Source organism: Psychrobacter sp. D2 (assembly GCF_013608135.1).
Taxonomy (GTDB): domain Bacteria; phylum Pseudomonadota; class Gammaproteobacteria; order Pseudomonadales; family Moraxellaceae; genus Psychrobacter; species Psychrobacter cryohalolentis.
On the sequence record NZ_JACDXZ010000006.1, the window covers coordinates 34,905 to 60,838 of the forward strand.

Here is a 25,934-nt window from a genome sequence, read left to right on the forward strand (position 1 = left end):
AATTAATATCAGCAGTACTTGATGTATCGATATTACTTTTCTCTGACTATAGATACGTTAAAGCTCTTATCGAACGATGAATTTACCCTATTGATATATTGAGTGTCTAGACGGTTATTGTGTTCGATATTGCGCTTGTATTACCTACCGAAATAGACAGCGATAAAGGTGCACTAAGTTTGCCCAAAAGTCATAAGTAATGTCTGTCTGAAGCAATATCTGTCTGCTATATTTTTTGACAATTTTCTATGATTAATAGTAAAAATTCGACAGATAGCGGCAATACACAGCAAATCACTTGAAATATAAACCATATCTAGGATAATTGAGCTATTCATTCTTAACTAATAAGTATTATATGCAATTGATTCCCGCTCCTGCTGGCGTGTTAGAAGTTGACGCGTTTTGGCAACAAGACAATTCTAATGATCCAAATACGGATACCGTTGCGCTGCTTTGCCATCCCAATCCGTTGTTCGATGGCACGATGAATAATAAAGTGGTGACGACCATGTATCGCTTTGCTCGTGATAATGGTATGCACGTGGTACGTTTTAACTTTCGTGGTGTTGGACAATCGACCGGTGAGCATGATTATGCTGATGGGGAAGTAGTTGATGCAATGACCGTGCTACAATGGATTGCTGAGCAAACTCCTGCACGAAAATTATGGCTTGGCGGCTTCTCCTTTGGTGGTTATGTGACAGCGCGTGTGGCTGAGCAAGTATTGGTATCACCTCATATATGGGGACTGGATGATTTTGAAATATCTAAGATTGCTCTCATTGCTCCCTCAGTCGAAAAAAATGACAGCAGTGATATAGACTTACCCGCCGATAAGACCTTTGAGATTTACGGTAATGCGGATGAGGTTATCAACCCAAGCAATATGCAAGATTTTGCTGAGCGCTTGGGGATTGATGTCAGTATCGTTGATGGCGCAGGACACTTTTTCCATGGGCGTTTGTCTGAGCTGAAAAAGCTTTTGGAGCAGCATACGTATAACGGCGATATATAGTATTTAGAGAGCGCTTAATACTCTTTAAGCTACCTAAAATAGCTTTGCGCCAATCAGTATTGTTAAGAGTTAACGGATTATTTTTACAATCTTAAGCTGTGTTAACCTAAAGAATGGTTATGATAAGCCATTCTGATAAACCAGTTGCTACTATCTCAGTGTAAAAATCATAAGTTAGTAGCGATTGTCGGTATTAATACTTTATTCTGATATTTATTTTGTTTAATGATGAGTCGTATTATGAGTTTATCTCCCTTACAGCGTTATGAGCAAGCCATCAGCACGGATGAGTTTACTCGTGATGAGCAGCAGTATTTGGCGATGAGTTACTTGGATGGTCTTTACCATCAGCTCAATGATAGCGCGGTACAGAAAAAAGGCTTTTTTAGTTTTTTAAAAGCAAAACCTGTTGCACCCAAAGGTTTGTATATGTGGGGCGGGGTAGGACGTGGTAAAACATGGATGATGGACATGTTTTATGATTCATTAACCATTGAGCGCAAGATGCGTCAACATTTTCATCATTTTATGCAGCGGGTACATCAAGAATTACATAAGCTGCAAGGCGAGAGCGACCCGTTAGAAAAAGTCGCTGATATCATCTATGCTGAAGCGGTGATTATCTGTTTTGATGAGTTTTTTGTCTCTAACGTCTCTGATGCGATGATTTTAGGTGATCTGTTTACGATGCTATTCAATCGCGGTATTACGTTGGTGGCGACATCAAATATTGAACCATCTGGACTCTATAAAGATGGCTTGCACCGAGATCGCTTTATGCCAGCGATCGCTGAAGTTGAGAAGCATACCAGCGTTATGAATATCGACTCCGGTATTGATTATCGCTTGCGTGTACTGCAACAAGCTGAGCTATACGAGTCGCCCATGACCAAAGCCAATCATCACTGGCTCGCCAACCGTTTTGCCAGCTTGTCTAACAATCAAAAATTCAGTAATGAGCCTATCACTGTTAATGGTCGTGAAATCAGGATTAATGCGCGTACCGATGATATCTTATTCTGCGACTTCCGTCATTTATGCATGGAGCCGCGTTCAGCATCTGATTTTATTGAAATCGCTAAGCAGTTCAGCACCGTACTTATCAATGCCGTACCAGCGCTCGATGATGATTTGCGGGATCCAACACGACGTTTTATTTATTTAGTTGATGAGTTTTATGATCGCCGTGTCAAATTATTGGTGCGCGCGCAACAGCCGATTCTTGAGTTATATCAAGGACAAAAACTGGCGTTCGAGATTGAACGTACACGTTCGCGCCTGCTTGAGATGCAGTCAGAAGATTATCTGAAAATGGAGCATCGTACTGAAGATTCGGATGCAGCATAGATTTTATTCAATTTTCTAAATATTAAAAACCAGTTGCTGTCAAATACTGTTGGCTACTCTATAACAATATAGCAGCAGCTGGGTTGTTTCTACTTATAATCCCATAAAACTATAATAATATTACCTATAATAGGCAAATGTGCCTAACCGCTAAACACTTATAATAATGAATAAGGATAGACCATGAGTACCTCTGAAAAGAGTCACAACCATAATAATGATGAGCCAAACAATACTGAAAGTCCGATAGTAACCAACTCACAAGTGACCGATGAACAACTGATCAATTGGATTAAATCGAGGCGCAGTATCGGTAATCTGAGTATCCCTGCACCGACAGAAAGCCAGATAAAAGCCGCTATTGATTGCGCAGTGACTGCCCCAGATCATAAGAAACTACAGCCGTGGCGCTTTATCGTCACACAGGGTAATGCTCGTCATGAGCTAGGTCGTGCATTTTTGGTGGCAGCTGAAGCCAAAGCAGCACAAGAAGGCGATACCTTATCTGAAAAAGATCGGCAAAAAACTTATATTATGCCATTACGTGCACCCGTTATTATTACTGTCGTCACACAAATGCAAGCGCATAAAAAAGTACCACCCTTTGAACAGATGCTTAGTGCGGGTGCGGCAGTTCAAAACCTCATCTTAGCGCTAAAGGCACAAGGTTTTAGTACGGTGTGGCGTACTGGGTTACTCTGTAATGAGCCTGCTGTTAAAGCATATTTCGATGTAAGTGCAGATGATTATGTCACGGCTTTTGTTTATACCGGCAGCAGCCCTTGTGATATGCCAACGCGCAAGCCGATTGATATTGAACCACTGACGCGCTTTGAGCAATAAAAGTCTTTATTGCGTAATATAGTGGGCTACCAAGTGCGTAGCTAAGTAATGACTTAACGAGAATGGCTGTTTGGCTGAGCTAGTAGCCTAAAAAATACTGTTAATTTGTACAAATAATTGTTCATACATTTTGCTGCGCTCACTGTATACTCAGCATAAATCAATTTATCACAAAGTCAGTCAATACGGATAAAACATATGATAAGCGCGAATGACAAAAGCACAGATACCAATGTAGACAGTACTCAAGCTGAGCAAAAAATAGCTGAAAAACAAAATAAATTGTTGTCTGGTATCATTGAGCGTGCTACCAAATCTAGTCTTGGACGTAAAAAGTTAAATCCAAGTGTGGTGGAATCTGCCGTAGCAAAAAAAATGGAAGAGATACATAAAAATCCGACCAAGCTGCGTTTAGTGGTATTAGGCGGCGGTAGCTTTGGCACCGCCATGGCAAACCTAGCGGCACGCAATGGCTGCGATACCACGTTGTGGGTGCGCAACAAGCGTACGGTCAAAGCGATGGCAAAATCGCAAATGAATAAAAAATACCTGCCAGGCTATAAGCTTGATGACCGCCTAAAATACAGTCATGAGCTGCAAGCCGCAGTTAAAGATACGGATATTATCTTCATTGCCGTACCTGGATTGGCGTTTCGCGAAACGCTTAAAAGTATCGCCCCTTTTATTAGTGGTCAATCAATCGTTTCATTGACCAAAGGGATGGAAAAAGACACCTTTTCCCTGATGAGTGACATCATCAAAGACGAGCTACCTGAAGTAAATTTTGGCGTGATGTCTGGTCCAAATCTTGCTATAGAAATCATGAAAAATATGCCTTCTGCCACGGTAATCGCTAGTGAATCTGAACTATTACGTCATGCCGTACAAGCGGCATTACATAGTGCATTCTTTAGAGTATTTGCTAGTGATGATATCCGCGGTGTTGAGCTTGGCGGCGCGCTAAAAAATATTTACGCCATTGCTATGGGTATGGCAGCTGCTTACGAGGTTGGTGAAAATACCAAAGCGATGATATTGACCCGTGGCTTAGCGGAAATGAGTCGCTTTGGTGTACATGCTGGTGCCAATCCGCTGACCTTTTTAGGGCTATCAGGTGTCGGGGATTTGTATGCCACTTGTAGCTCTGAGTTAAGTCGTAATTATCGTATCGGTAATATGCTTGGTCGTGGTATGACGATTGATGCAGCGGTCAAAAAATTGGGACAAACTGCTGAAGGGGTGAATACCATTCAGCAAGTACATGAAAAAGCTACTAAAGAAGGCATTTATATGCCTATTACTCATGCGTTATATGCCGTCATTTATGAAGATAAAGCGGCGCTTGGTGTTGCCCTGCATTTGATGGAAGCAGGCTTTCGTAGTGATGTTGAGTTTGTCATGGAGCACGACCACAGTAATGCTTCGCTGACCGCGCAAATGCAAACTGCAAACAGTCAATCAAAAGAGGATAAAAGTAAGCAGGGTAATAAGTAATAATAGGTTGTTAGCGCAATAGCAATAACGTGTCATTAAAAGAGAGTTACTTATAATTTGAACTGGCGATATAACAACAATAAAAAAGGCTGATAACTTATGAAAATTATTTTGATGCGCCATGGTCAAGCAGAAGACGAGACGCGTCCCGATAGCGCCCGCCAGCTGACGGATTTTGGTCAGCAGCAAGCAAAGCAGACCGCAAAATATATCACTACGCATTATCATCCCGATTATTTTTTGGTCAGTCCTTATGCGAGGGCACAGCAGACACTGGCAGAACTACAGGCACAACTGCCTACTGTTCCAACGAGCATACAAGACAATCTCACACCGTCTGACGATGCGCGTCAAGCGTTAAATGAGATTGCTGACATTGAAGCTAAGTGTCTGGTGGTGGTTTGTCATATGTCTATCGTTGCTTATATCGCAGGATTATTAACCAATGACTATCCTGAGTCTTTTTCTTTGGCAGAAGCACGTGTGTTTGAGATGGATTTTGTGATGGCAGGTATGGCACGCGAGATTGCCCGCTTTGTACCGGATCAGCCTTATTAATATAAGTTATTATTGATGGTTAATAATAGTGCTGCTGTTGATGGTCCTAGATCATCTGCATTTTAGCTAAACGATAGCTTTGATATATTATAGCTTTAATAATTGAGGACACATTTGGTGTTACATGTTTGGTTAAGAGCGCAGCACAGTCCACTAGCGGTCTGGCATGAAGACAGTCAACACTGGCAGTTGGTCGAGGGTTGGCAGCAGCTACAGGATATCTATAGTCGCTATAAAGCAAATAGCCAAAAAGCCATTTGTCTTTATTTTCCGTCTACTCATATGTTACAGGTCGATACGGAGCTAAACAGCACTCAGCTTAAGCAGTTAGGCAGTAGCGGCAAGCAGTACTTGTTTGAAGAGACTTCTTTAACGCCTGTTGAGCAATTGGCTATTCGGCAAATGAGTCATAACAACACCCATCATCTGTATGCGCTGGCACAAAGTGATATTGAGTTATGGCAACAAAGCGCAAAGATTGCTGGCATGAATATCATCGCCTTGCTGCCTGATTTTCTATTATTGCCACTGCCAGAAGAAGGGGCTGGGCAGCAAATCACCCTATATCAAGACAAAGAAACGGTGTTGCTTCGCCAATCTTTATATCAAGGGATGGCAGTCAGCTATTTACCGCTAATTTTTGAGCGTTTTCCGCATTTAAGCGAGGTTTTGATAGTACCTGCCATTGATGACCCTGTTTGCGATACTGGCTACGTTTCTGACATTATTGCTACTGATATCATTACGACTGATAATGAGCTTGCTAATCGAACTGAGATTGAAAACTCTATAGCAGCAGGCAGCTTTACCGCGATTACAGCTGACATGATAGCTGAGCATCAACTGTTGTTAATCACACTAGTGACGACGCCAAAACCACTTGATAACGCAGAGCGTCATTCGCTGAACTTTTTTGTTAAGTCAACGGATTCGCAGTTGTCACCTTATCTTCGTGTGGCGATGATGGTGGCGTTATCGGCACTGGTATTGCAGATGGCGACCGATGCGGTGCAGTGGTATCAATATAATGAGGCAACAACTGCGACTAAGACTGAGATTGCGACACAATATCAGTCTTGGTTTCCAAATGAGCCACTCAGTACGCGTACCAAACTACAAGTTCAATTAGAGCCAAAATTGCGCAGCGATAGCCAAGCACCAGCGTCACACATGGCAGTGCTTTCGCGTATATCCCCTTTGATTAAACAGTCGTCATTAAAGGCGCAATCATTGGTTATGCAGCCTTCAGCACTTAGCTTTACGTTGATTGCTCCTGATCGCGGCAGTCTTGATCAGTTTACAGCTACACTCGTCGCGCAAGGTCTAACGGCAAAACTAGAGCAAGTGAATGGCAATGAGCAAGGGCAGTTTAGCGGTCAAGTAACGGTCAATGTCATAGAAAACAACAGCAGTGTCGGCAATAAAGGGTAATGATGAAAATACTACAGCGCCGTACCAAACGTAGCTCAACGATGCTGCAGACAAGTGGATTATCAGCGCGAATAACAGGCTATCAAAACCTGCTATTTGTACGCTGGCAAGCATTGTCTTCTCGTGACCAGTTAGCTTTGCTACTACTGTCTGCTTTTTTACTATTGTTTGTTGGCGGTTATGGCGGTTACAGCATTCATCAGGCAGCCAACAATAGTAAAAGCGAGTATCAAGAGCAGGTTGCTGATTATTTTTGGTTGCGTGCTCAAGCAGGTAATATCGATAGTAATGCGTTAGTGGCTGCCAATACTACTGATGGTGCAGAAGCAATACCTGCTGCTAGTAGTGTCAATGCGCTGTTGACTAACTCAGGCATTGTAGAGGCGCAAGTAATTGCTAATGGTGAGACGGTACAATTGAGCTTTAATAATCCGAGTCAAGCAGTGGTGAGTGCTGCCCTTGGTAAGCTTGAACAACAAGGCTGGCAATTCACTCAGTTGTCTATGCAGCAAGATTTACTCACTAAAGCGATTCAGGTTCAGGCTACCGTGACCTCATCATAAAGGGGCAAGGGGCAAGGGGCATTGGGATAAAGTTTACTCAGAAGTAGCCAATAGCTTTTATGCTAACAAACCCATTTATACAACAGACCTTATTGAAAAAGTACTTCTTAGACACTATAAAATAGCTATAACAAATGTTTCACTTTAAAATTCATGCCTCATTTATGTGTAGGGTTTTATAATCAGCACAATATGCTATGTATGCCATGACAGGTGATCATATAAATAATCCGATGAGTGATAATATGAATAATAAACAAAGCCGCTCTTTAGTAACGTATAACCACATTACGTATTTATTATATGTACTCAGTTATTTTACTGCCGGTTTACTGTGGATTGTGCCTATCTTTATGAATTATGCCAAACGTCGTGATGCTGATGGCACATGGCTTGCCACGCACTTTGACTGGCAGATTAAAACATTTTGGTACAGCATCGTATGGTTTATCGTGGGTATTGGCATCATCACTTTTGCTCTTGGTAGCTTTGGCGTGAGTATTATGGCGGATAGCGGTAATATCGCTGTCGGCTCGGTATTACTGGCTAGCATTGGTTTTATTATTATGGGTGTTGCCTTTATTTGGCATTTATACCGTATCGTGCGAGGCTGGATTGCTTTAGCGGATGGTCGACCTGTTCCTTAATAATTGAGCTGTATTTTAATATAGAGAGTAGATAGCTATAGTCGATTCCAAATAAAATAGATACGCTATATTGCAACGCGGAACTGGAATAAATTTTTCTGGCGTGCTGTGCCTACGCCGACAGAGGCTGCGTAAAATTTACTCCAGTCCCGCTGTATCGTTTTAATACTGAATTCACTATATATTCTCTATAGTAAAATTGGCTGATGAAACTTTGGTCTTATTTCGACTAAGCTGATATAATCGCTGCGCTTGACCACATTGGTTTTCTTTATTCATTTTCACTTTCAAGCAGGGTCTGTCGTTACTATGTCTTATGCCTTACTTCGCCCTTTTTTGTTTAATATGGACCCTGAACACGCGCATGAAATGACCTTATCCTTATTGGATAAAGCTCATAAAGCGCGGGTTTTAGGTTTGGTTTATGGTCAATCTATGCAGCCAACTGATTGCATGGGCTTGCAATTCTCTAATCCTGTTGGGCTAGCAGCCGGACTGGATAAAAACGGCGATTATATTGACGCCTTAGCTGAGCTTGGTTTTGGCTTTATCGAAGTAGGCACGGTCACGCCAAAGCCGCAAGCTGGTAATGATAGACCACGTTTATTTAGGCTCAAACAAGCAGACGCCATTATTAACCGTATGGGTTTTAACAATGAAGGCGTCGACTACCTCATTGAAAATGTGCAGCGCTGTAAATACAAAGGCAATATCGGCATTAATATCGGTAAAAACGCTGCAACGCCAGTTGAAAAAGCGGCTGATGACTATGTTTACTGCTTAGAGCGTGTTTACCCACATGCTTCCTACATCACTGTCAATATCTCTTCGCCAAATACCGCAAATTTACGTGACCTGCAAAGCGGAGAGGCATTAACCCATCTGTTAGATGTGATCAAAAACCGCCACAGTCAATTGGCAACAGAATACGGTTTTTATGTGCCATTGGTTCTTAAGGTCGCGCCTGATTTAGATCCAATACAGGTAGATTATATCTCTCAGCAACTGCTGGATTTCGAGATTGATGGTTTGATTGCGACCAATACCACATTGAGCCGCGTAGGCGTTGAAGATTTGCCCGATGGCGATCAAGCAGGTGGTTTATCAGGTCGTCCGGTCAGCCACATTAGTACGCAGATTTTACAACAATTCTCTGATCAGCTGGATGGTAAAGTGGCATTGATTGGGGTCGGCGGTATCGATAGCGGCGCTAAAGCTGTCAAGAAAATCGAAGCGGGCGCAGATATGGTTCAGCTTTATTCAGGGCTTATTTACAAAGGGCCTGGGCTTGTACAGTCTTGTATACAGTCTATCGGTGGTTATTACGACGCAATGGAAAATTAATTTAAGCTATATGGATTACATTCAAAGTATGAAGGCTTGTTATCTAATACTTAATTCAACACCTGATACAAAAGATATAAAGTAACGAGGCGGTAAACATGAGTGGTTTAGACATTGTGATTGCTGTTGTGGTGCTAATAGGCTTATGGCGCGGCTTTCAAGTGGGTCTGATTAAGACGGCAGTTGGTTTGGTCGGTTGGTTTATCGCTCTTATTGCAGCAAGTCGATTGGCTGCTTCCGTAGCACCGCAGTTATCGAGTATTATCCAGAACCCTGTCTTACAGATGGCTACTGCTTTTTTATTGGTAGTGATTGCGATATTGGCTATCATGCACTTGGTTGCTTTTGTCTTTTCAGGTGTCTTAAAAACCTTGCGTTTGGGTGTGCTTGATAAGATGGCAGGTGGTCTATTGGGCGCGGCTAAAAATGTGCTGATGGTCTTGGTAGTCCTTAGCATTAGTGCGCCGCTATTGGTACAAATGCCGCAGTGGCAGACATCTATACTGGCACCCGAGCTGTTACCTTATGCACCTGTCGGTAAAGCGCTCGTCTCAGATATGTTTGGGATGGCTTGGGATCAGGTCAATCAATCATAAGGGTTGAATAAAAAGCTATTAAACCGCATCTAATATTCGTAAAATACCATCCATCAATTATCACTGCTTAATTATTAGCTTAATCATCAACCGTTTGTGTCATAGATCATTCTCTTCTTAAAAAGATTTTAATCTTAGCAAACATCATCAGCTTGGCGGCATATGATAGGTCACAAACTAAAGCGACTTTATCAGTAGTGATGCCGTTATTGTGTTTTTAATGTGTGGTTCAAATTCAAAATAGGATACAACTATGTGTGGAGTCGTTGGGGTCGCAGCTCATGAGCCGGTCAACCAAATTTTGTATGATGCCTTAACCATGTTGCAGCACCGTGGGCAAGATGCGGCAGGTATTGTGACTTTACAGGATGGACGTTTATATTTACGCAAAGAAAACGGCATGGTACGTGACGTCTTTATGAATCGCCATATGTTAAAGCTGGTCGGTAAATTCGGTATCGGTCATGTGCGTTATCCGACTGCTGGCACGTCAAGCAGTGCTGAAGCGCAGCCTTTTTATGTCAACTCGCCTTACGGTATCACGCTGGCACATAATGGTAACTTGACCAATGCTGAGAGCTTGGCGAAGTCGCTTTATCAAGAAGATCGTCGTCATCTAAATACCGACTCAGATTCTGAGGTTTTGCTCAATGTGTTGGCACATGAAATGCAAAATCTAGGCAAAACTCATCCAACGCCTGCTGACATCTTTGAAGCAGTGACAGCGGTTTATGGCCGTGTTGAAGGCGCTTATGGCGTAGTTGCTTTGATTACTGGTCATGGTTTGCTAGCATTTCGTGATCCAAACGGCATTCGTCCGCTTATATTTGGTAAGCGCATGGCAGCTAATGGCGGCACAGAATATATGGTGGCATCAGAATCGGTTGCTCTGACCGGTTCAGGTTTTAGTATTGTTCGTGATGTTAAGCCAGGCGAAGCTATATTTATTGATTTGGACCATAAATTGCATACGCATCAGTGCGTTGAGCAAAAAGAATATACACCTTGTATCTTTGAATATGTGTATTTCGCCCGTCCAGATTCTATTATGGACAATATCTCCGTTTATAAATCACGCCTACGTATGGGTGAAAAACTGGCCGATAAAATCCTTGCTGAATGGGGCGAAGATCATGATATCGATGTGGTCATTCCTATTCCTGATACCTCGCGTACCTCAGCGATGGAGCTGGCACTAAAGATGAATGTGAAGTACCGTGAAGGGTTTATGAAAAACCGCTATATCGGTCGTACCTTTATCATGCCAGGTCAGCAGCAACGCAAAAAGTCAGTGCGTCAAAAGCTAAGTGCAGTGCCACTAGAGTTTAAAGGTAAAAATGTCCTTTTGGTTGATGATTCAATCGTCCGCGGTACAACCTGCCATGAGATTATCCAAATGGCACGCGATGCAGGCGCGCGCAAGGTATTCTTTGCCAGTGCAGCGCCACCGGTTAAGTATCCAAATGTCTATGGTATTGATATGCCAGTGCGTAGCGAACTTATCGCCTCAGGACATAGCGTTGAAGAAGTGCGTGATATCATTGGTGCTGACCGCTTAATTTTCCAAGATTTGGACGATTTGATTGAAGCGGTCAAAGATACTAAGCATAGTAAAGTTGAAGGTTTTGATTGTGCCGTATTTAATGGCTGCTACATCACTGGTCAAATCAATGAAGCGTATCTTGAGCATCTGCAAGAGCAGCGTAACGACACTGCTAAAAAGGGTAAGAAAGGGGTACAAATAGTCGCTGATACGCCAGTAGATATGATGGGTGTAGAAGAACTTTAAGCCTCTTTATATCTTAAAATAAAGTAAGTAAAAAAAGGCTGGATTCTCAATGAATTCAGCCTTTTTGCTATTAAATTTATTGTCAAAATATATAGTTTTAAGAGTGATTCTTTAGATTAAAAAAGCATTGAACAACCATAAAAAGCCATTAAGCGCAGTGATACCGACCACCATGCTGACCAGTAATTGACGGCTAATATGATAGACAAACAATACCAATAATAAAGCGCCAATTTGTGCCATTAGTAAATGCATCTCCGCACTATTAATACCGGTAGTTTGTGACAAACCTTGATAAGACAAGCTGGTCAAAATAAGCAGTACCATGACCGATAACGGTAAACTTTCATTTAATCGATGCAGCCAAGGCGTATCCAGTAGCTTTTTGGGTATTAAAGCGGGTAGAGCGCGGGTAATAAAAGTCACTGCTGCCATCGCGAACGTTGCAAAAATCAGATAACTACTGCTCATTACTGCCTCCTTGCACACTGCGCTGAACCCAAACTCCACGGACTAAAATCATAAGCATACAAATCGTAATCGCTACCAATAATAACCAGTTACTGGTAAAAAACGAGGCGATAACTAAAGCAATGACAGCAATAATAATAGGGAAATAGCGTTTGATACTTTGGAATTGCTCATAAGCTAAAATCGCAAATAGACACACCAAGGCAAAGTCTAAATGTGGCACCAAATCACTCAGTGCACTACCAATCATTACACCAATCGCACCTGCTAATACCCACCAGCTTTGATTGAATAAGCTTATGGGCACTATCAATGCTTGTCGTGATTCATTCGGCAAACTGGTCATCACCGAAAAAGTTTCGTCAGTTAGAGCAAACAAGCAATAGGTCTTGGCTATTTTATTCTTTGGGAGATATTGTAATAACGGCATGCCATAAAAAACATGACGCAAGTTAATAGCAGCAATATTGGTTGCGATATTGCCAATCGGTAATCCAGCACTTAACATTGGTAGGCAGGCATATTGAGCGGCACCCGCATACAACACCACGCTGAGCATAATCGTTGCCCATACTGGTATACCAGCAACTTGCGCAAGCACACCAAAGGCGATGCCCGCTGGCAAATAACCCATGGCGACTGGTAAGCTTTTTTTAAAGCCTTCTCCCCAGTCGTAGCCCTGTACTTGAGTTTGATTGATCTCATTTGATTGAGTATTCACGTCACATCCTAGTTTTTACCATTTTTGTTTGTTATTAAATTTTAAAGGGAGCTTAATAGTGTAATGCTGATCGGTCAATGGTCAATGGTCAATGGTCAATGGTCAATGGTCAATGGTCAAGTTGGAGTTTTTCATAGCTACCAGTTTGATGAGCACGGTATAAAAATCCAGCAAGTATCAACATTCTTAGCAACAATAAACACCATACGCTGAGCCAGATGCCTGTCATAGCCCACTGCTGATAAAACAACCAACTCAATGGGAAAAAGATAGCCGCTAATATAAGGGCTGCATTGCGAATAATGCTACCTGCTGTTAAACCAAAAAATATCCCATCTAACCAGTAAGCACCAACCCCGACAAGTGGTAACAGGACAGCATATAAATGATAGTCGTAAGCGAGCGTAAAGACCGGTTCGATATTGGTCATAAACTGTAAATATGTGGGCATGGCAAGCCACCATATCGCACTTAGCAGGATAGCAAGACCATAGCTCACGATGCCGGTACGCTTCACAATAATGCGAAAGCGCGACCAATCTCGTCGACCCGCTGCTTGTCCACTTAACGTCTCAGCAGAGACTGCCACCCCGTCAAGGGCAAAGGCTGAGATGCTTAATACTTGTAATAAAATAGCATTGGCAGCGAGTATGACGTCACCGCTTTGAGCAGAGAGTCGAGTAATCCAAGCAAAGCTTAATGTTAAAATAAGCGTACGAATAAAAATATCTTTATTTAATGAAAATAGCCTAAGCATCTTATCTTTATTAAAATGCTGCGGATCAGCAGTAAATAACGCCTGCCAAGAGATTTTCAAATGTAGACGACTTAACCATAATGCCAATACTACGCCCAGCCAGAAGGCAATCGCTGTACCCAATGCAACACCGACCAAGCCCATATCCATTGCAAAGACAAAAAATAGTGTCAGAATGATATTAATTAGGGCGATAAAACCTTGTTGATATAGCATATAACGGGTCTTGCCTTGACCTGCAAACCAGCCAATAAAAGCAAAGTTCATTAGCTCAGCAATCACACCCCAAAAGCGCACATCTAAATAGGTCTTTGCTGCATCGCCGCTATCAGGATTGGCGGCAAGCGCTTGTAGACCAAAATCAATGAGCCAAGGTTTTACCAGTAGTAAAACTGCACCAATCATAAATGCCAAAACCAAAGCGCGTTGCAAGATGGACAACAGCGGTGATTGCTGACTAGGATTATTCTTTAGAGTATCGTTATGAGCGGTATTTTTATTAGCCAGCTGTCCTAGCGCCTGTGCCGAAAGTCCAGATGAAGCATATTGCAAAAAGTTAAAACTGACGAGCAATAGTGATAGCAGTTGTACTGCAAGCCCGATACCAGCAAGTTTTGCCGTATCATTCATATTGCCAATAATCGCCGTATCAATGACGCTTTGGAGTGGCATTGCAAGATTTGCCAATAATACTGGCAATGCAATAGCGATAATACGTGCATAGCGAGTATCAATAGGCGGCATAGGACGTGGCGGTAGCATAGATGACATAAGGCAATCGCTTAGATAGGCAGATTAAGAATGCTCATAGGTAGTGCTAAGGATAATAACTTATAGCAGCGCTAAAATTTTTAGGTATTGATTTGATTTTGACCATGATACATAAACAAAAGCACCTAGAGTCTAGGTGCTTTTTTAATGATCACGCTTATCTACTCACTTAATAGAGAATTTACCAAGTGAGCAGGGGTGCCATTATCACTCTTGTTCAAACATCTTTGGATCATTGAAAGTCACGATTTCTTCTTCAAACTCAGGTTTTACTTTGACGATAAAGTCATCACGTGACAGACCCATCGCTAGAGGAATCGAGCTTGCAATATAGGTAGAGGAATAAGTACCAGCAAGTAAACCAATAAACAGTGCCGCTGAGAACCAGAATAAGCCATCGCCGCCCAAGAACAGCATTGCTAATACCACTAATAGCACGGTTGAAATGGTCATAATCGTACGACGTAGTGTCTCTGTTAATGACAAATCAATCGTTTGACGCGGACTGATACCACGGACACGGCGGAAATTTTCACGGATACGGTCATAGACAACGATGGTATCGTTCAATGAATAACCAATCAATGCCAAGATGGCTGCTAGTACTGTTAAATCAAATGGGAAGCCAAATAAGGCAAAGACACCGATGGTCACGATAGCATCATGGAACAAGGACAATACCGCGCCAAGTGCCAGTTTGAACTGGAAGCGCAGGGCGACATATCCCAGCATACACGCTAGTGCAAGCACAATTGACATGACTGAGCTTAAATAGATCTCGTTACCAACTTGACTACCGATAATATTCACGTTGCTGATTTCAACATCGTTATTAGGTAGCGCTAACGCTTCGCTCAAGCTGGTGTTAAGACCATCAATGTTATCAGATTGAGGCGGCAAACGTATTAGCAGCTCTTGCGAGGTGCCTAGGTACTGCACGACTGCATCATCAAAGCCATTATCTGCCAACGCAGTAACCACATCACCTTGCTCAACGGATTGCTCATAGCGCACATCTGCTGACACGCCGCCAGTAAAGTCGAGACCAAGGTTTAAGCCATTGACCGCAATTGCAATGATACTACCAATCACCAAAATGATTGATAAAATGCCCATTGGCTTTTCTAGCTTCATAAAAGGGATGATACGCTGATCACCGACGGCTTTGATACCCCCTTCGGCATAGGCAGCAGCATCTTCAGCGGCATCACCTAATGCTAAGCTAGGATCAAGAGCAGTAGTCGCGAATACTTGACTGTCTTTATTAGCGCCTTTGCCAGTACGCTGAGTTTTACTGGCTGATTTCTTAGCAGTGGCGTTATTGGTTTGGGTATTGCTGCCTTTGCCATCACGGCGCGGTTTTTTACGCCCACGCCCACTTGCTTCACTATTTGAGCCATTGGGTTCTGGATTGTTCTGTTTTTCTAGAGGATTGTTATTATCGATTGCCATAGTTTTCTCCTAACCGATGCTCAGACGTTTGATAGATTTACGCTTACCATAAGCAATTTGTATCAGTGCACGGGTTACTAAAATTGCCGTAAACAGCGAGCTGACGATACCAATGGCCAAAGTAATCGCAAAGCCTTTAATCGGACCTGTACCAATCGCAAATAAGATAAAGGCGACCAGTAAGGTTGTGATATTGGCATCGAAAATACTACTATAAGCACGATCAAAACCTGCCACGATAGCCGATTTCGGTCTGACTCCATTAGCTATTTCCTCGCGAATACGCTCAAAAATCAGCACGTTGGCATCGACCGCCATACCAATGGTCAATACAATACCAGCGATACCCGGTAGCGTCAGTGATGAGCCTAAGATGGACATAATAGAGATAATGATAATAACGTTGAATGCTAGAGCGATATTAGCGATCACACCAAATAGACGATAGAAGATAATCATAAATGCAAAGACTAGTAAGTAACCAACCTGCGTAGAGAATAAGCCTTTATCGATATTTTCCTGACCCAGTGATGGACCAATGGTGCGCTCTTCAACAAAATACATCGGTGCCGCTAACGCGCCTGAGCGTAGTAACAATGCAAGCTCAGCGGCTTCAGCACTACTATCCAGACCAGTGATACGGAAAGATGAGCCTAGTACTGCTTGGATATTTGCACGGTTAATGACTTTTGTTTCAGCATATGGCGTCCGAACTTCAGTCGTTTCGCCAGTAACTGGGTCTTCTTCATAAGCGATGCGCTGTTTATTTTCAATAAACAATACTGCCATTTGTTTGCCAACCGCGGTACGGGTAGCATTCTGCATCAGCTTACCACCAGCACTGTCTAAGGTAATACTAACCTCAGGTGAGCCACTTTCATCAATACCGGTTTGAGCATTGGTAACTTTATCACCAGTGACAATCGCTTGGCGCTCTAATAATACTGGCGGACCATCAAGGGTTTCAAATGGGAACGCTTCAGTACCGGCAGGTGGAATACCGCCTGTATAGTTTTCGGCACCTTCAGCGACCATACGGAATTCAAGATTGGCCGTACGACCAAGGACGCGTTTTGCCTCAGCGGTATCTTGTACACCTGGTAGCTCAACGACGATACGGCTAGCGCCTTGTGATTGTACCAAGGCTTCTGTTACCCCAAGCTCAGCAATACGATTGCGTAGGGTAGTCAAGTTTTGATTGACCGCATAGCTGTTGATTTCATCAAGCGTTGCATCGTTATACGCCAAAATCAGGGCAGGGCCTTGCTCATCAATAGAAGATTGCAGGGCAAAGGTGTTACCCATTGAGCTTTGCAAAACGTTTTGGGCACGGTTACGAGTGTCTGTATCGGAAAAATGCAATACCACGCTACGCTTGTCGTTTTTGATACCTTTAACAGCAATGCGCTCAGCTCTTAGATCTCGTCGAATATCGCGACTGGCACTGGTCAGACGTTGTTCGAGCGCCTTGTCCATATCAACTTCTAAGACGAAACGGACGCCGCCACGCAAATCAAGACCAAGTTTCATGGGCTTTGCGCCGATATCACGCAACCACTGCGGCGTTGTCTGCGCTAAGTTCAGTGCGACCACATAGTTCTCACCCAAGTTTTTTCTCAATACTTCCTGAGCTTTGAGCTGATCGACTGGATTGTCAAGACGTACCAATGCACTGTTACCTTTGAACGTACCATCATGGTAGTTCAAGCCAGCTTCTTTTAACAAGTCTTGTGACTGCGTTAAAATGCCATCAGACAACTGTGTGCCTGCTGCAGCACTGGTAATCTGTACGGCAGGTTCGTCAGGATATAAGTTAGGAGCAGCGTATAGACCGGCAATGATAAGTACGACGGTGATGAGTAGGTATTTCCAAGCGGGATATTGCATAATCACTTCTTTAGGTTGATAAACTACTGGCGACGCAGGCCACAAGTTAGCAGATGGGAAGTTAGCGATAACAATGGTGAGGTGCTTATTTAGCTGCCATAGAAGCCATGATAGTGCACCACTGTGATCATCCGCGATGATAATAAAGCATAAAACGGTAAAGCCAAAAATGACCGTAAATAATGTACGGTCATTTTATAATCATTACAACTGTTAATTGATACTGATACAGTAATAGCCAGTCATTATCGTGCTGACTAACTTTAACGATTACATATATCAATTATCAAAGATGCCAATGACGTTTAAACGCTTTCGATAGTACCAGCTGGCAATACTGAAATAACAGAAGCACGTTGTACCTTGATATCTGTATTATTATTTAAGCTTACCACTGCATAATCGCCTTCCAAATGTTTGATACGACCCATCAAACCACCAGCAAATATGATTTCACTGCCGACTGTCAAAGCACTTACCATAGCGCGATGCTCTTTAGTACGTTTTGATTGTGGACGAATCACCAAAAAGTAAAAAATAGCAAAAAAAGCAACTGGTAATAAGATTTGACCGAACAGTGATGCCGCACCGGCAGTTTCAGCAGCATGAGCGGCTTGGATAAATAACAACATAGTTTCTCTCGACAAGTTATAGATAACAATTAATTTAGACGCATAGTAGCAAAAAATACCAGACTTGGTAACTGTTAATCATAAGCTGGTTATGTTTTTCTTAAGCTAAAGGCATGTTGATAGCGCATTACTTTGCCTATCTGACTTTTTAAGCTGTCTACATTATATAGAATCCATTGACTTATAAAACAAGCCCAATAGTAAATAGTTAACATGCCATCAAGCGAAACCCGTATTTCTCTCATTCGCAAATGTGTCTTGATTATTGAAATATATAGCGATTTATTGTGAAATAAGCGCATCAATGCTACTATCGAAAGCAAATAGTCGCCAGTTTTTACAGTAAGATTTAAGCCATTGTGCTGAGCGATATGTGCTCATTTATATATCAAAGATCCAGACCATATCAGATAATATTTTCTATCTGCTTGCCTCTGCTCATGATATATTGTGACTTCCTTTTACTTCTTTGTTTAGGTTACCTAACTTGTTCACCTCTTTTATGTCTGTACCTCGTTTACATCGTTCGCGTGCTTGTCGTAAAGACGCCTCTGCCAAACCTCCCCCGACGATGCTTTGCGATACTCGATTGAGTATCAAATCATTGTTGGCGTTATCTGTCTGGATAACGCTGCTGCTACCGCAAACGGTCTGGGCAGCTGAAGGAGTAGCGGACCCAAGTACAAGTAGCATATTGCTGCTCATACTATATGTACTCGTTGCCATTGGTATCTCATTTATCTGTTCACTGGCAGAGTCAGCACTCCTGACGATGACGCCGTCTTATATCGCTGATGTTCAAGAGCGCAATCCAAAAAAAGCCCATATGTTAAGACGCCTAAAGATTGATAATATCGATCAGTCCTTGGCTGCTATTTTGACCTTGAATACAGTGGCACATACACTAGGCTCGATAGGCGCAGGTGCGCAAGCGACGATTGTATTTGGTAGTGCTTGGTTTGGTTTGTTTTCTGCCATCATGACCCTCGCTATTTTATTCTTATCTGAGATTATTCCAAAGACCTTAGGTACGATGTACTGGCGTCAACTCAGTGGCATGGTTGCCTACTTTGTACGTGGTATTATTTTACTGTTATATCCACTAATTTGGATCTCAGAAAAACTTACCAAGTTGCTGGTACGTGGTAAAGAGCCACAAACCTTTAGCCGTCGCGAATTTGCCGCGCTTGCCAGTATTGGTGAAGAAGCAGGACAAATCGATCCATTAGAGTCACGTATTATCCGAAACTTACTGGCATTTGGTGCTATTAAGGTTGAAGATATTATGACGCCGCGTTCGGTGATGCTGGCTTTTGAAGAGAATAAAACAGTAGCAGAATTGCTGGTTGATCGTCCAAAATTGACCTTTTCTAGACTACCGATTTATGATGGTGATTTGGATAATATTACAGGTTTTGTCTTAAAAACAGACATGCTATTAGCAAAAGTGAATCATGCCGTACATAAGCCACTGACGCAGTTTAAACGTGACATTACTTTTGTTTTTTCAAAGATGAAATTGTTTGATTTGCTTGAGCTGATGCTGAAAAACCGTATCCATATTGCCATTACGGTCGGTGAATACGGGGAAGTCAAAGGTTTAGTTACTCTAGAAGATGTGTTTGAAACTCTCTTAGGTCTTGAGATTGTCGATGAGATAGATCGCGTTGAAGACATGCAAGCATTGGCACGGCAAATGATGGACAGACGTGTCGAGCGTTTGGGTATGAAGCTGAGCGATGATGAGCATTATGAAGACTATACGGCTGAGAGTAAGCAGTAAGCAGTAAAAATTTAATCAGTTTTTATTGCGTAAACTACTGATAGTTTATCGTATGCTTTTTATAAGATAGCTCATTTATTCAAAAAGCATACTTTACTGAGGTAGTCGCAATAATTACACAGGGTGTCACATGGCTGTGAGAATTAAGTGATAGGCTAAAAGTATCCTAATAAGAGGCTGCTAGAAATTTAATATAAAAGCACTTGTTAGAAATGCCTATCAATAGAAATACTCGTTAATTACTGCATCGATTGAATATACTAGTTCGTCAGTAGTTAAAAAGTTCAGGGTATAAGATTTATTAGATATAAATAGCACTCTATAATTAAATCGTAGCTATTTCATTGTCGTTCAATAGTAATGATTATAAAGCCACCATTAAGGAATATCATGAAACAACTATGGGGAAAAGGGCTATTGGCTCTATTGATAAAAGGTGCCAGCTTGGCGGCAATCGTTGCTGCTGTCAGCACTATAACTATCACTGCGCAAGCAGCAACCATGACTGAAGCCTTGGTACAAAACTACGCAACTGCTATGAAGTCTGCCGCTAATAATCGAAATATTAATCAGGTGGCGCGTTTGGTTTCTGATGAGGCATTGATTTCGTTGTCAAGAAAAGGCAAGTCTACCAGTTTGGATAAAGAGGCTTATTTAAAACTGCTGCAAAATAGCTGGGGCAATACCTCAAACTATCGCTATGACATCAATGTTGATAACATTGTAATTTCAGGTGAACAAGCAAAAGCCAATGTAACGACCAATGAAAGCTGGGTCAAAGATGGTCAAAAGGTCTCTTTTGTTACTACTTCAAGAGTGACACTGGCTTTGTCTACTGGTGACGCCATACTTTTGCGTGCTGTATCCCAAGTTACGATTAATTAGTCTTTGTTCAATAATAAAGTCAGCCAATGAGCAGAACCTTTAGCCATCAATGATAGGGCACATTAATTTTTGTGCATTATCTTTTATATTGAGCTGGTCTTTATTAGATATTGCGTACTATACTGTTGATCAACTTTATTTCATCACTTCTCGTTGTTAGGAAACTTCCATTATCATGTCTACTGTGTCATCAAACTATCGCTCATTTATAGCTTTACCATTGACGCTTGCGGTGTCAACTCTTCTTATCAGTGCGTGTAGTAATACATCAGCGGTGAAAAAGACGGGGGCGACTGGCAGCACAGCTGTGGTTAAGCGTCCTACCACGCAAGTTCAGCCAACGGGAAATGCAGATTATTCGACTGCATTTTTGGATGCTGAAAGCTTAGATGAGCTTGCTGATTTATTGGAAGCCACTGATATGACTATGGTTGAGGGCAACAAACTTGCTATTCAACAATATGGTGACTTATGGAATCGCCTGCGTGCTGGGTATCGGATGAACGGTGGACAGCCGGTTTATAATCAGCGTATTGAAGCACAAAAAGGCTGGTTTACCAGTAGACAGGATTATTTAAACCGTTTAACAGCGCGTGCCAGTCGCTATATTTATCACACAGTAAGAGAGGCAGAGCGTCGCAATATCCCAACCGAGCTGGCTTTGCTACCTGTGATTGAGAGCTCCTACGATCCAAGTGGCACCAGTAGTGCGGCAGCGGCAGGTTTATGGCAGTTTATTCCAAGTACGGGACGTATTTATGGTCTAAATCAAAGCAGTACATATGATGGTCGCCGTGATGTGATTGAGTCAACACGTGCCGCTTATGACTTTTTGACGGCATTGCACAATCAGTTTGGTAGTTGGGAGCTGGCATTAGCCGCTTATAATGCCGGTCCTGGTCGTGTGCAAAAAGCCATTGATGCCAATAGAGCTCAAGGTTTACCTACCGACTATTGGTCACTCAGATTACCGACTGAAACCATGAACTATGTACCACGCTTTTTGGCAGTTGCCGAAATCGTTGCCAAACCTGAAAAATACGGTGTCTATTTACCGGCTATCGCTAACCGTCAGCATTTCCGTAGTGTGCCTGTCAACTATGGCGTAAGCTTAGCCGAAGTATCGCAAGTCACGGGTGTTAGCTATGATGAATTAGAAAGATTAAATACGGCGTTAACCTCAGCACGTATCGATTCATCAGGTCCGCAGCGTATTATTATTCCTAATGATGTCAGTCTGACCACTGATGTGAAGCTGAGCGCTTTGAGGGGTAATGGCAGTAGTAATATTCTTGCTTCTAGCAATGCTGTTACGACGACTACGCCAAGCTACTCTGGGTCAACAACGCCAAGCTATAATAATAAGCCATATACTACCAGCTCATCATTACCAGGTACTGGCAAGGGTCTTGCTGACTATGCTGCCAGTGCGAGCGTCCCGCAGCAAACCACCAGCTATATTCCGCCATCGTCATCAACGACCAGCAGCTCAGTTTATAGCAGCAGTGCCTCAGTGCGTACAGAGCCACCTTTAACCTCAGCAGAAACCAAAAAAATCAATGCTGAGCTGAAAAGTAGTAACAGCTTACCGACCACATCAGCGCAAATCACTCAAAACAATACCATCATTCAAGAGCCGCCGCTAAGTAAAGCGGAGCGTGATTTTATTGCCAATCAAATTCGTATTAATACGCCTGAAACCAATGTCATTAACGCCGATGGTAATATCAATCTATCTGCCGTGCAGACGCAGCAGTCCGTCTTAGAAGCCACGGGACAAGAGAAGAAACTGAGCTTCCCAAAAACCTCAGTTAGTAAGCCAAAACCACAAGGCACACGTACCACTTATACGGTCAAACGCGGTGATACTTTGGCTAATATTGCCAGTCGCTCTGGTGTGAGCTGGCGCGATATTGCCGAATGGAATCAGATGGATGCCAGTGCCAAGCTACTCTCTGGTAGTACTTTGTATCTATATAATGCCAAAGCTATCGAGCCATTGAGCGCTACCAGCAGTACTGTCGCGAGCCAACCTGAAAGTTATGTGGTACAAGGTGGCGATACGCTTATAGGTACTGCCAATCGCTTTGGTTTATCAGTGACGCAGTTAGCAAGTTATAATAATTTGAGCAGCCGTGCAGACTTATTAAGAGGTCAGAAACTATGGCTTATCCCAGGCAAAGTAACAGCGCCAGTCAGCACTCCTGCCGCGCCATCTACTAAACCGAAGAAGTCATCGACTGCGACCAAAAACTATAAAGTAAAAGCGGGTGATGGCTTGATTGCACTTGCACGCCAATTTAATATAACGACTGAGATATTGGCCAGTCTTAATGATATTGGTACGACAGATTCACTATACGTCGGTCAGACCTTAAAAGTACCTGCTAGTGTAGACTTTACTTCTAGCAGTGCGCCTACTGCTACACAGAGCACTGCTGGTAGCAATAACACCACAACCAAAGCAAGCAGTTCAAGCTCAGCGCCAACTAGCAATTATAAAGTCAAATCAGGGGATACCTTGATTGGCATTGCTAATAGTGTTGGGGTCAGCGCAGAAGATATTGCTGCCGTAAACAGTAACTTTGATGCTAAGGCGCGTTTGCAACGTGGACAAACGATTAAAGTTCCTGTATCAAAAGAATTGGTTGATCGTCAGCTAAATGATGAGGCAGTCAGCTACAAGGTAAAATCAGGCGATACTTTGACGGGTGTTGCCCAGCGTTACAATATTGGCTTGGGTGATTTGGCAGCAGCTAACAACCTCAAGACCAATTCTAACTTGATCTTAGGTCGCACGATTACCATTCCTGCTAAAGGTAGCGTGAGTACTAGTGCCAATGCTGCGGCCAGTAGCAAGAGCAGTAGTTCGGTGAGCACAGAGACGACCAGTAAGGCTGATAGCGCGCCAGCTACCAGTAATAGCGGCAAAAAGCTCGGCAACACAGAAAGCTATAAGGTGCAGTCTGGCGATGGACTCATCGCTTTAGCACGCCGCTTCGGTGTTTCAGTTGAAGACTTGGCTGCTACCAATGATATTTCGACTAAAGCTCAATTACAACGTGGTCAGACCATCAAAGTGCCGAAAGTAACGGTCAGCTATACGGTTGGCTCAGGAGACAGCTTGATTGGTTTGGCACGTAAATACGACGTTTCAACCAAAGAGCTTGCGGATATGAATGACATTGCAGTCGATACCATGCTGCAACGCGGTCAACGCTTAACGGTGCCTAATCGCTAATCTGTTCATATTTGAATAAATGTTGTTAATAAAAAAGCTGCTCTTATTAAAGAGCAGCTTTTTTATTTATAGTCAAAATTCTCTAAAAACACTACAGTACTGCTGGTACAAATTTTTTGCAGCCTCTGTCTGCACGGGCACAGCAAGCAAGAAAAATTGATACCAGCAGTACATAATGTGTCGATGTTACTTTTCACTGACTATAGATATCGCTATCTGTAGAGGGTTGATTAAACTGTGGCTGTTTTTATTGTTTCAAGATAACTTCTGATATTGCTCACATAGTGCATGGCTTGACCATAGCGGCTATTTGACGCTTTATTATCAGACAGATAGGCATATATGTTTGCCCAACTTTTATCATCAATACCTTTGGCACTCAATTTACGCTGAATACCTTTAACAGCATTTGGTCCCATATTATAAGCCGCAAGCGCAAACCAAATACGATCCGTTTTTGGTACATCGGCAAAATCAGTTTTCATCTGCTCCAAGTAACGAGCACCGCCGCCGATACTTTGGTAAGGGTCAACACGGTCTGAGACGCCCATTGCCTTTGCGGTATTATTGGTTAGCATCATAATGCCGCGTACTCCGGTCGGAGAGACGGCATTGGCATCCAAGTGCGACTCTTGATAACCCATGGCAACCAAAAGCTCCCAATCATGATTGTAGTTTCGTGCTTGTTCTTCAAACGAAGACTGATAATCAGGCAGCTTTTCTGTCAGTGTGGTCTTGAAATGGTCTTGACTATAGGCATCTTTTAATAAGTCTTGATTATAAAAGGCGGCTAGCTTTTGAGTGTTATCAAGCTTGATGCTATCACATAAAAAATAGCTGGCTTTTTGTGACAATGGATCATTAGCAGAATTAAACGTCCAGCTTACTTTAGGATGCAAGCCATTTTTGGTCAAGCTGGCATCATAACCACAGCTGACATTAATAGAAGACAAGTTCAGCTGGCTTTTTAATTGGGTGCTGGCCGTGGTCAATGCCATATCCGCATCGCCTGACTGTAACGCTCTTAGCGCAGCTTCCTCATCAGCATAAGCTTTGAGAGTGACTTTTACCCCAAGCTCATCAGCATAGTTACGCACTAAGTCGTAACCAAATCCATGTTGGAAGCCATCGGTCGCAAAATAAGTGCTATCGCCTGGGACAGCAGCAATGGTCAAGGTCTTCTCCAGCATAACATGGTCATAAGCTGGTACTTGGTTATTCATGGTCGTCAGACTCTCAGCAGGGAGTGAGAGTAGGGCGATGCTTGAGATTTGCGCCAATTTCTTGGTTTTGGCGAAACGAGTGACTTTGATAGATGCAATAGCTGGAACGATGTTACTTTCTGTGTTTAGCAAGCGTTTAGATGGACGCAATATATATGAGATACGGCGTTTAGCCCCTCGCGCAGATGCTTTCGCACGATAAGTAATTCGCTGCATGGATGTCTCCTAATTTTAGCCATCCTACTTACCATAAAAATACGTGCTCATTTACGCCAATATCAGCAGCATAAATAGAGGTGCATTTTAAATACTATAAAATTTACATACTTATTGAGCATATAAATCTCATAACATCTCGTTTAAATATAGCCGTACAGTCTCAGCTGGCAACCTTATAGCAAGAGGTGTAAGAGCATAAAAAAGTACTCTAGGACTTGATTGCTAAAAAAAGGCCGCAAAACACCGCAAAGGCGCTAAATCA

General features: G+C 42.6%; 21 protein-coding genes. 14 read left to right on the plus strand and 7 right to left on the minus strand.

The window, feature by feature from the left end:
- Nucleotides 1-358 precede the first annotated feature (358 nt).
- The 11 genes from H0262_RS08875 to purF all read left to right on the plus strand — a co-directional run bounded on the left by H0262_RS08875 (nt 359) and on the right by purF (nt 11,630).
- A complete protein-coding gene (locus tag H0262_RS08875; protein ID WP_181210511.1) occupies nt 359-1,018 on the plus strand; it encodes an alpha/beta hydrolase in 660 nt (219 codons plus the stop codon).
- 240 nt (nt 1,019-1,258) lie between these two features.
- Nucleotides 1,259-2,365 (plus strand): cell division protein ZapE, encoded by a 1,107-nt coding sequence (gene zapE / locus H0262_RS08880; protein WP_181210512.1) that lies wholly within the window; start codon nt 1,259-1,261, stop codon nt 2,363-2,365.
- 183 nt (nt 2,366-2,548) lie between these two features.
- The gene (locus H0262_RS08885) at nt 2,549-3,208 is read left to right on the plus strand and encodes a nitroreductase (RefSeq protein ID WP_181210513.1); all 660 of its coding nucleotides are present in this window, start codon (nt 2,549-2,551) and stop codon (nt 3,206-3,208) included.
- Between the two features lie 198 nt (nt 3,209-3,406).
- On the plus strand, nt 3,407-4,702 hold the full coding sequence (locus H0262_RS08890; protein ID WP_181210514.1) for an NAD(P)H-dependent glycerol-3-phosphate dehydrogenase: 1,296 nt from the start codon (nt 3,407-3,409) through the stop codon (nt 4,700-4,702).
- Between the two features lie 99 nt (nt 4,703-4,801).
- The gene (sixA, locus tag H0262_RS08895; protein ID WP_181210515.1) at nt 4,802-5,260 is read left to right on the plus strand and encodes a phosphohistidine phosphatase SixA; all 459 of its coding nucleotides are present in this window, start codon (nt 4,802-4,804) and stop codon (nt 5,258-5,260) included.
- 117 nt (nt 5,261-5,377) lie between these two features.
- On the plus strand, nt 5,378-6,691 hold the full coding sequence (gene gspL, locus H0262_RS08900) for a type II secretion system protein GspL (protein WP_181210516.1): 1,314 nt from the start codon (nt 5,378-5,380) through the stop codon (nt 6,689-6,691).
- 2 nt (nt 6,692-6,693) lie between these two features.
- Nucleotides 6,694-7,254: a type II secretion system protein GspM gene (gspM, locus tag H0262_RS08905; RefSeq protein WP_181210517.1), complete on the plus strand. Its 561-nt coding sequence runs from the start codon at nt 6,694-6,696 to the stop codon at nt 7,252-7,254.
- Between the two features lie 245 nt (nt 7,255-7,499).
- On the plus strand, nt 7,500-7,901 hold the full coding sequence (locus H0262_RS08910) for a hypothetical protein (protein ID WP_226939338.1): 402 nt from the start codon (nt 7,500-7,502) through the stop codon (nt 7,899-7,901).
- Between the two features lie 309 nt (nt 7,902-8,210).
- The gene (locus H0262_RS08915) at nt 8,211-9,245 is read left to right on the plus strand and encodes a quinone-dependent dihydroorotate dehydrogenase (RefSeq protein WP_133104186.1); all 1,035 of its coding nucleotides are present in this window, start codon (nt 8,211-8,213) and stop codon (nt 9,243-9,245) included.
- A gap of 98 nt (nt 9,246-9,343) precedes the next feature.
- Nucleotides 9,344-9,841: a CvpA family protein gene (locus H0262_RS08920; protein WP_181210518.1), complete on the plus strand. Its 498-nt coding sequence runs from the start codon at nt 9,344-9,346 to the stop codon at nt 9,839-9,841.
- A 253-nt stretch (nt 9,842-10,094) separates the two neighbouring features.
- Complete coding sequence (purF, locus tag H0262_RS08925; RefSeq protein ID WP_181210519.1) at nt 10,095-11,630, plus strand: amidophosphoribosyltransferase; 1,536 nt, start codon at nt 10,095-10,097, stop codon at nt 11,628-11,630.
- 111 nt (nt 11,631-11,741) lie between these two features.
- Here the strand turns inward: purF and H0262_RS08930 are convergent, their stop codons facing one another.
- The 6 genes from H0262_RS08930 to yajC form a co-directional block, all read right to left on the minus strand.
- Nucleotides 11,742-12,101: an AzlD domain-containing protein gene (locus H0262_RS08930; protein WP_181210520.1), complete on the minus strand. Its 360-nt coding sequence runs from the start codon at nt 12,099-12,101 to the stop codon at nt 11,742-11,744.
- Nucleotides 12,091-12,822 (minus strand): AzlC family ABC transporter permease, encoded by a 732-nt coding sequence (locus H0262_RS08935; protein ID WP_133104189.1) that lies wholly within the window; start codon nt 12,820-12,822, stop codon nt 12,091-12,093. The genes H0262_RS08930 and H0262_RS08935 overlap by 11 nt, the downstream gene beginning before the upstream one ends.
- A gap of 109 nt (nt 12,823-12,931) precedes the next feature.
- The gene (locus H0262_RS08940) at nt 12,932-14,350 is read right to left on the minus strand and encodes an MATE family efflux transporter (RefSeq protein ID WP_181210521.1); all 1,419 of its coding nucleotides are present in this window, start codon (nt 14,348-14,350) and stop codon (nt 12,932-12,934) included.
- Nucleotides 14,351-14,557: 207 nt separating this feature from the next.
- Entirely contained in the window at nt 14,558-15,802 is a 1,245-nt protein-coding gene (secF, locus tag H0262_RS08945; protein WP_181210522.1) for a protein translocase subunit SecF, read from the minus strand.
- A gap of 9 nt (nt 15,803-15,811) precedes the next feature.
- The gene (secD, locus tag H0262_RS08950) at nt 15,812-17,689 is read right to left on the minus strand and encodes a protein translocase subunit SecD (RefSeq protein ID WP_011513445.1); all 1,878 of its coding nucleotides are present in this window, start codon (nt 17,687-17,689) and stop codon (nt 15,812-15,814) included.
- 305 nt (nt 17,690-17,994) lie between these two features.
- Nucleotides 17,995-18,321, minus strand: a complete 327-nt coding sequence (gene yajC, locus H0262_RS08955; RefSeq protein ID WP_011513446.1) for a preprotein translocase subunit YajC — start codon at nt 18,319-18,321, stop codon at nt 17,995-17,997.
- A gap of 502 nt (nt 18,322-18,823) precedes the next feature.
- Here yajC and H0262_RS08960 point away from each other — a divergent pair.
- The 3 genes from H0262_RS08960 to H0262_RS08970 all read left to right on the plus strand — a co-directional run bounded on the left by H0262_RS08960 (nt 18,824) and on the right by H0262_RS08970 (nt 24,230).
- On the plus strand, nt 18,824-20,104 hold the full coding sequence (locus H0262_RS08960) for a CNNM domain-containing protein (protein WP_149408788.1): 1,281 nt from the start codon (nt 18,824-18,826) through the stop codon (nt 20,102-20,104).
- Nucleotides 20,105-20,494: 390 nt separating this feature from the next.
- On the plus strand, nt 20,495-20,989 hold the full coding sequence (locus H0262_RS08965; RefSeq protein ID WP_011513448.1) for a hypothetical protein: 495 nt from the start codon (nt 20,495-20,497) through the stop codon (nt 20,987-20,989).
- Between the two features lie 175 nt (nt 20,990-21,164).
- A complete protein-coding gene (locus H0262_RS08970) occupies nt 21,165-24,230 on the plus strand; it encodes a LysM peptidoglycan-binding domain-containing protein (protein WP_181210523.1) in 3,066 nt (1,021 codons plus the stop codon).
- Nucleotides 24,231-24,460: 230 nt separating this feature from the next.
- Here the strand turns inward: H0262_RS08970 and H0262_RS08975 are convergent, their stop codons facing one another.
- Complete coding sequence (locus H0262_RS08975) at nt 24,461-25,669, minus strand: transglycosylase SLT domain-containing protein (protein ID WP_011513450.1); 1,209 nt, start codon at nt 25,667-25,669, stop codon at nt 24,461-24,463.
- Nucleotides 25,670-25,934: the final 265 nt, after the last annotated feature.

Bases quoted from the DNA above. Each gene is read 5' to 3' on its own strand.
- H0262_RS08975 (WP_011513450.1), bottom strand. From the start codon at position 25,669: ATGCAGCGAATTACTTATCGTGCGAAAGCATCTGCGCGAGGGGCTAAA.
- H0262_RS08890 (WP_181210514.1), top strand. From the start codon at position 3,407: ATGATAAGCGCGAATGACAAAAGCACAGATACCAATGTAGACAGTACT.
- sixA (WP_181210515.1), top strand. From the start codon at position 4,802: ATGAAAATTATTTTGATGCGCCATGGTCAAGCAGAAGACGAGACGCGT.
- H0262_RS08920 (WP_181210518.1), top strand. From the start codon at position 9,344: ATGAGTGGTTTAGACATTGTGATTGCTGTTGTGGTGCTAATAGGCTTA.
- H0262_RS08915 (WP_133104186.1), top strand. From the start codon at position 8,211: ATGTCTTATGCCTTACTTCGCCCTTTTTTGTTTAATATGGACCCTGAA.
- H0262_RS08965 (WP_011513448.1), top strand. From the start codon at position 20,495: ATGAAACAACTATGGGGAAAAGGGCTATTGGCTCTATTGATAAAAGGT.
- purF (WP_181210519.1), top strand. From the start codon at position 10,095: ATGTGTGGAGTCGTTGGGGTCGCAGCTCATGAGCCGGTCAACCAAATT.
- H0262_RS08930 (WP_181210520.1), bottom strand. From the start codon at position 12,101: ATGAGCAGTAGTTATCTGATTTTTGCAACGTTCGCGATGGCAGCAGTG.
- zapE (WP_181210512.1), top strand. From the start codon at position 1,259: ATGAGTTTATCTCCCTTACAGCGTTATGAGCAAGCCATCAGCACGGAT.
- yajC (WP_011513446.1), bottom strand. From the start codon at position 18,321: ATGTTGTTATTTATCCAAGCCGCTCATGCTGCTGAAACTGCCGGTGCG.
- H0262_RS08940 (WP_181210521.1), bottom strand. From the start codon at position 14,350: ATGTCATCTATGCTACCGCCACGTCCTATGCCGCCTATTGATACTCGC.
- secD (WP_011513445.1), bottom strand. From the start codon at position 17,689: ATGCAATATCCCGCTTGGAAATACCTACTCATCACCGTCGTACTTATC.
- H0262_RS08885 (WP_181210513.1), top strand. From the start codon at position 2,549: ATGAGTACCTCTGAAAAGAGTCACAACCATAATAATGATGAGCCAAAC.
- secF (WP_181210522.1), bottom strand. From the start codon at position 15,802: ATGGCAATCGATAATAACAATCCTCTAGAAAAACAGAACAATCCAGAA.
- H0262_RS08910 (WP_226939338.1), top strand. From the start codon at position 7,500: ATGAATAATAAACAAAGCCGCTCTTTAGTAACGTATAACCACATTACG.
- gspM (WP_181210517.1), top strand. From the start codon at position 6,694: ATGAAAATACTACAGCGCCGTACCAAACGTAGCTCAACGATGCTGCAG.
- H0262_RS08875 (WP_181210511.1), top strand. From the start codon at position 359: ATGCAATTGATTCCCGCTCCTGCTGGCGTGTTAGAAGTTGACGCGTTT.
- H0262_RS08970 (WP_181210523.1), top strand. From the start codon at position 21,165: ATGTCTACTGTGTCATCAAACTATCGCTCATTTATAGCTTTACCATTG.
- H0262_RS08960 (WP_149408788.1), top strand. From the start codon at position 18,824: ATGTCTGTACCTCGTTTACATCGTTCGCGTGCTTGTCGTAAAGACGCC.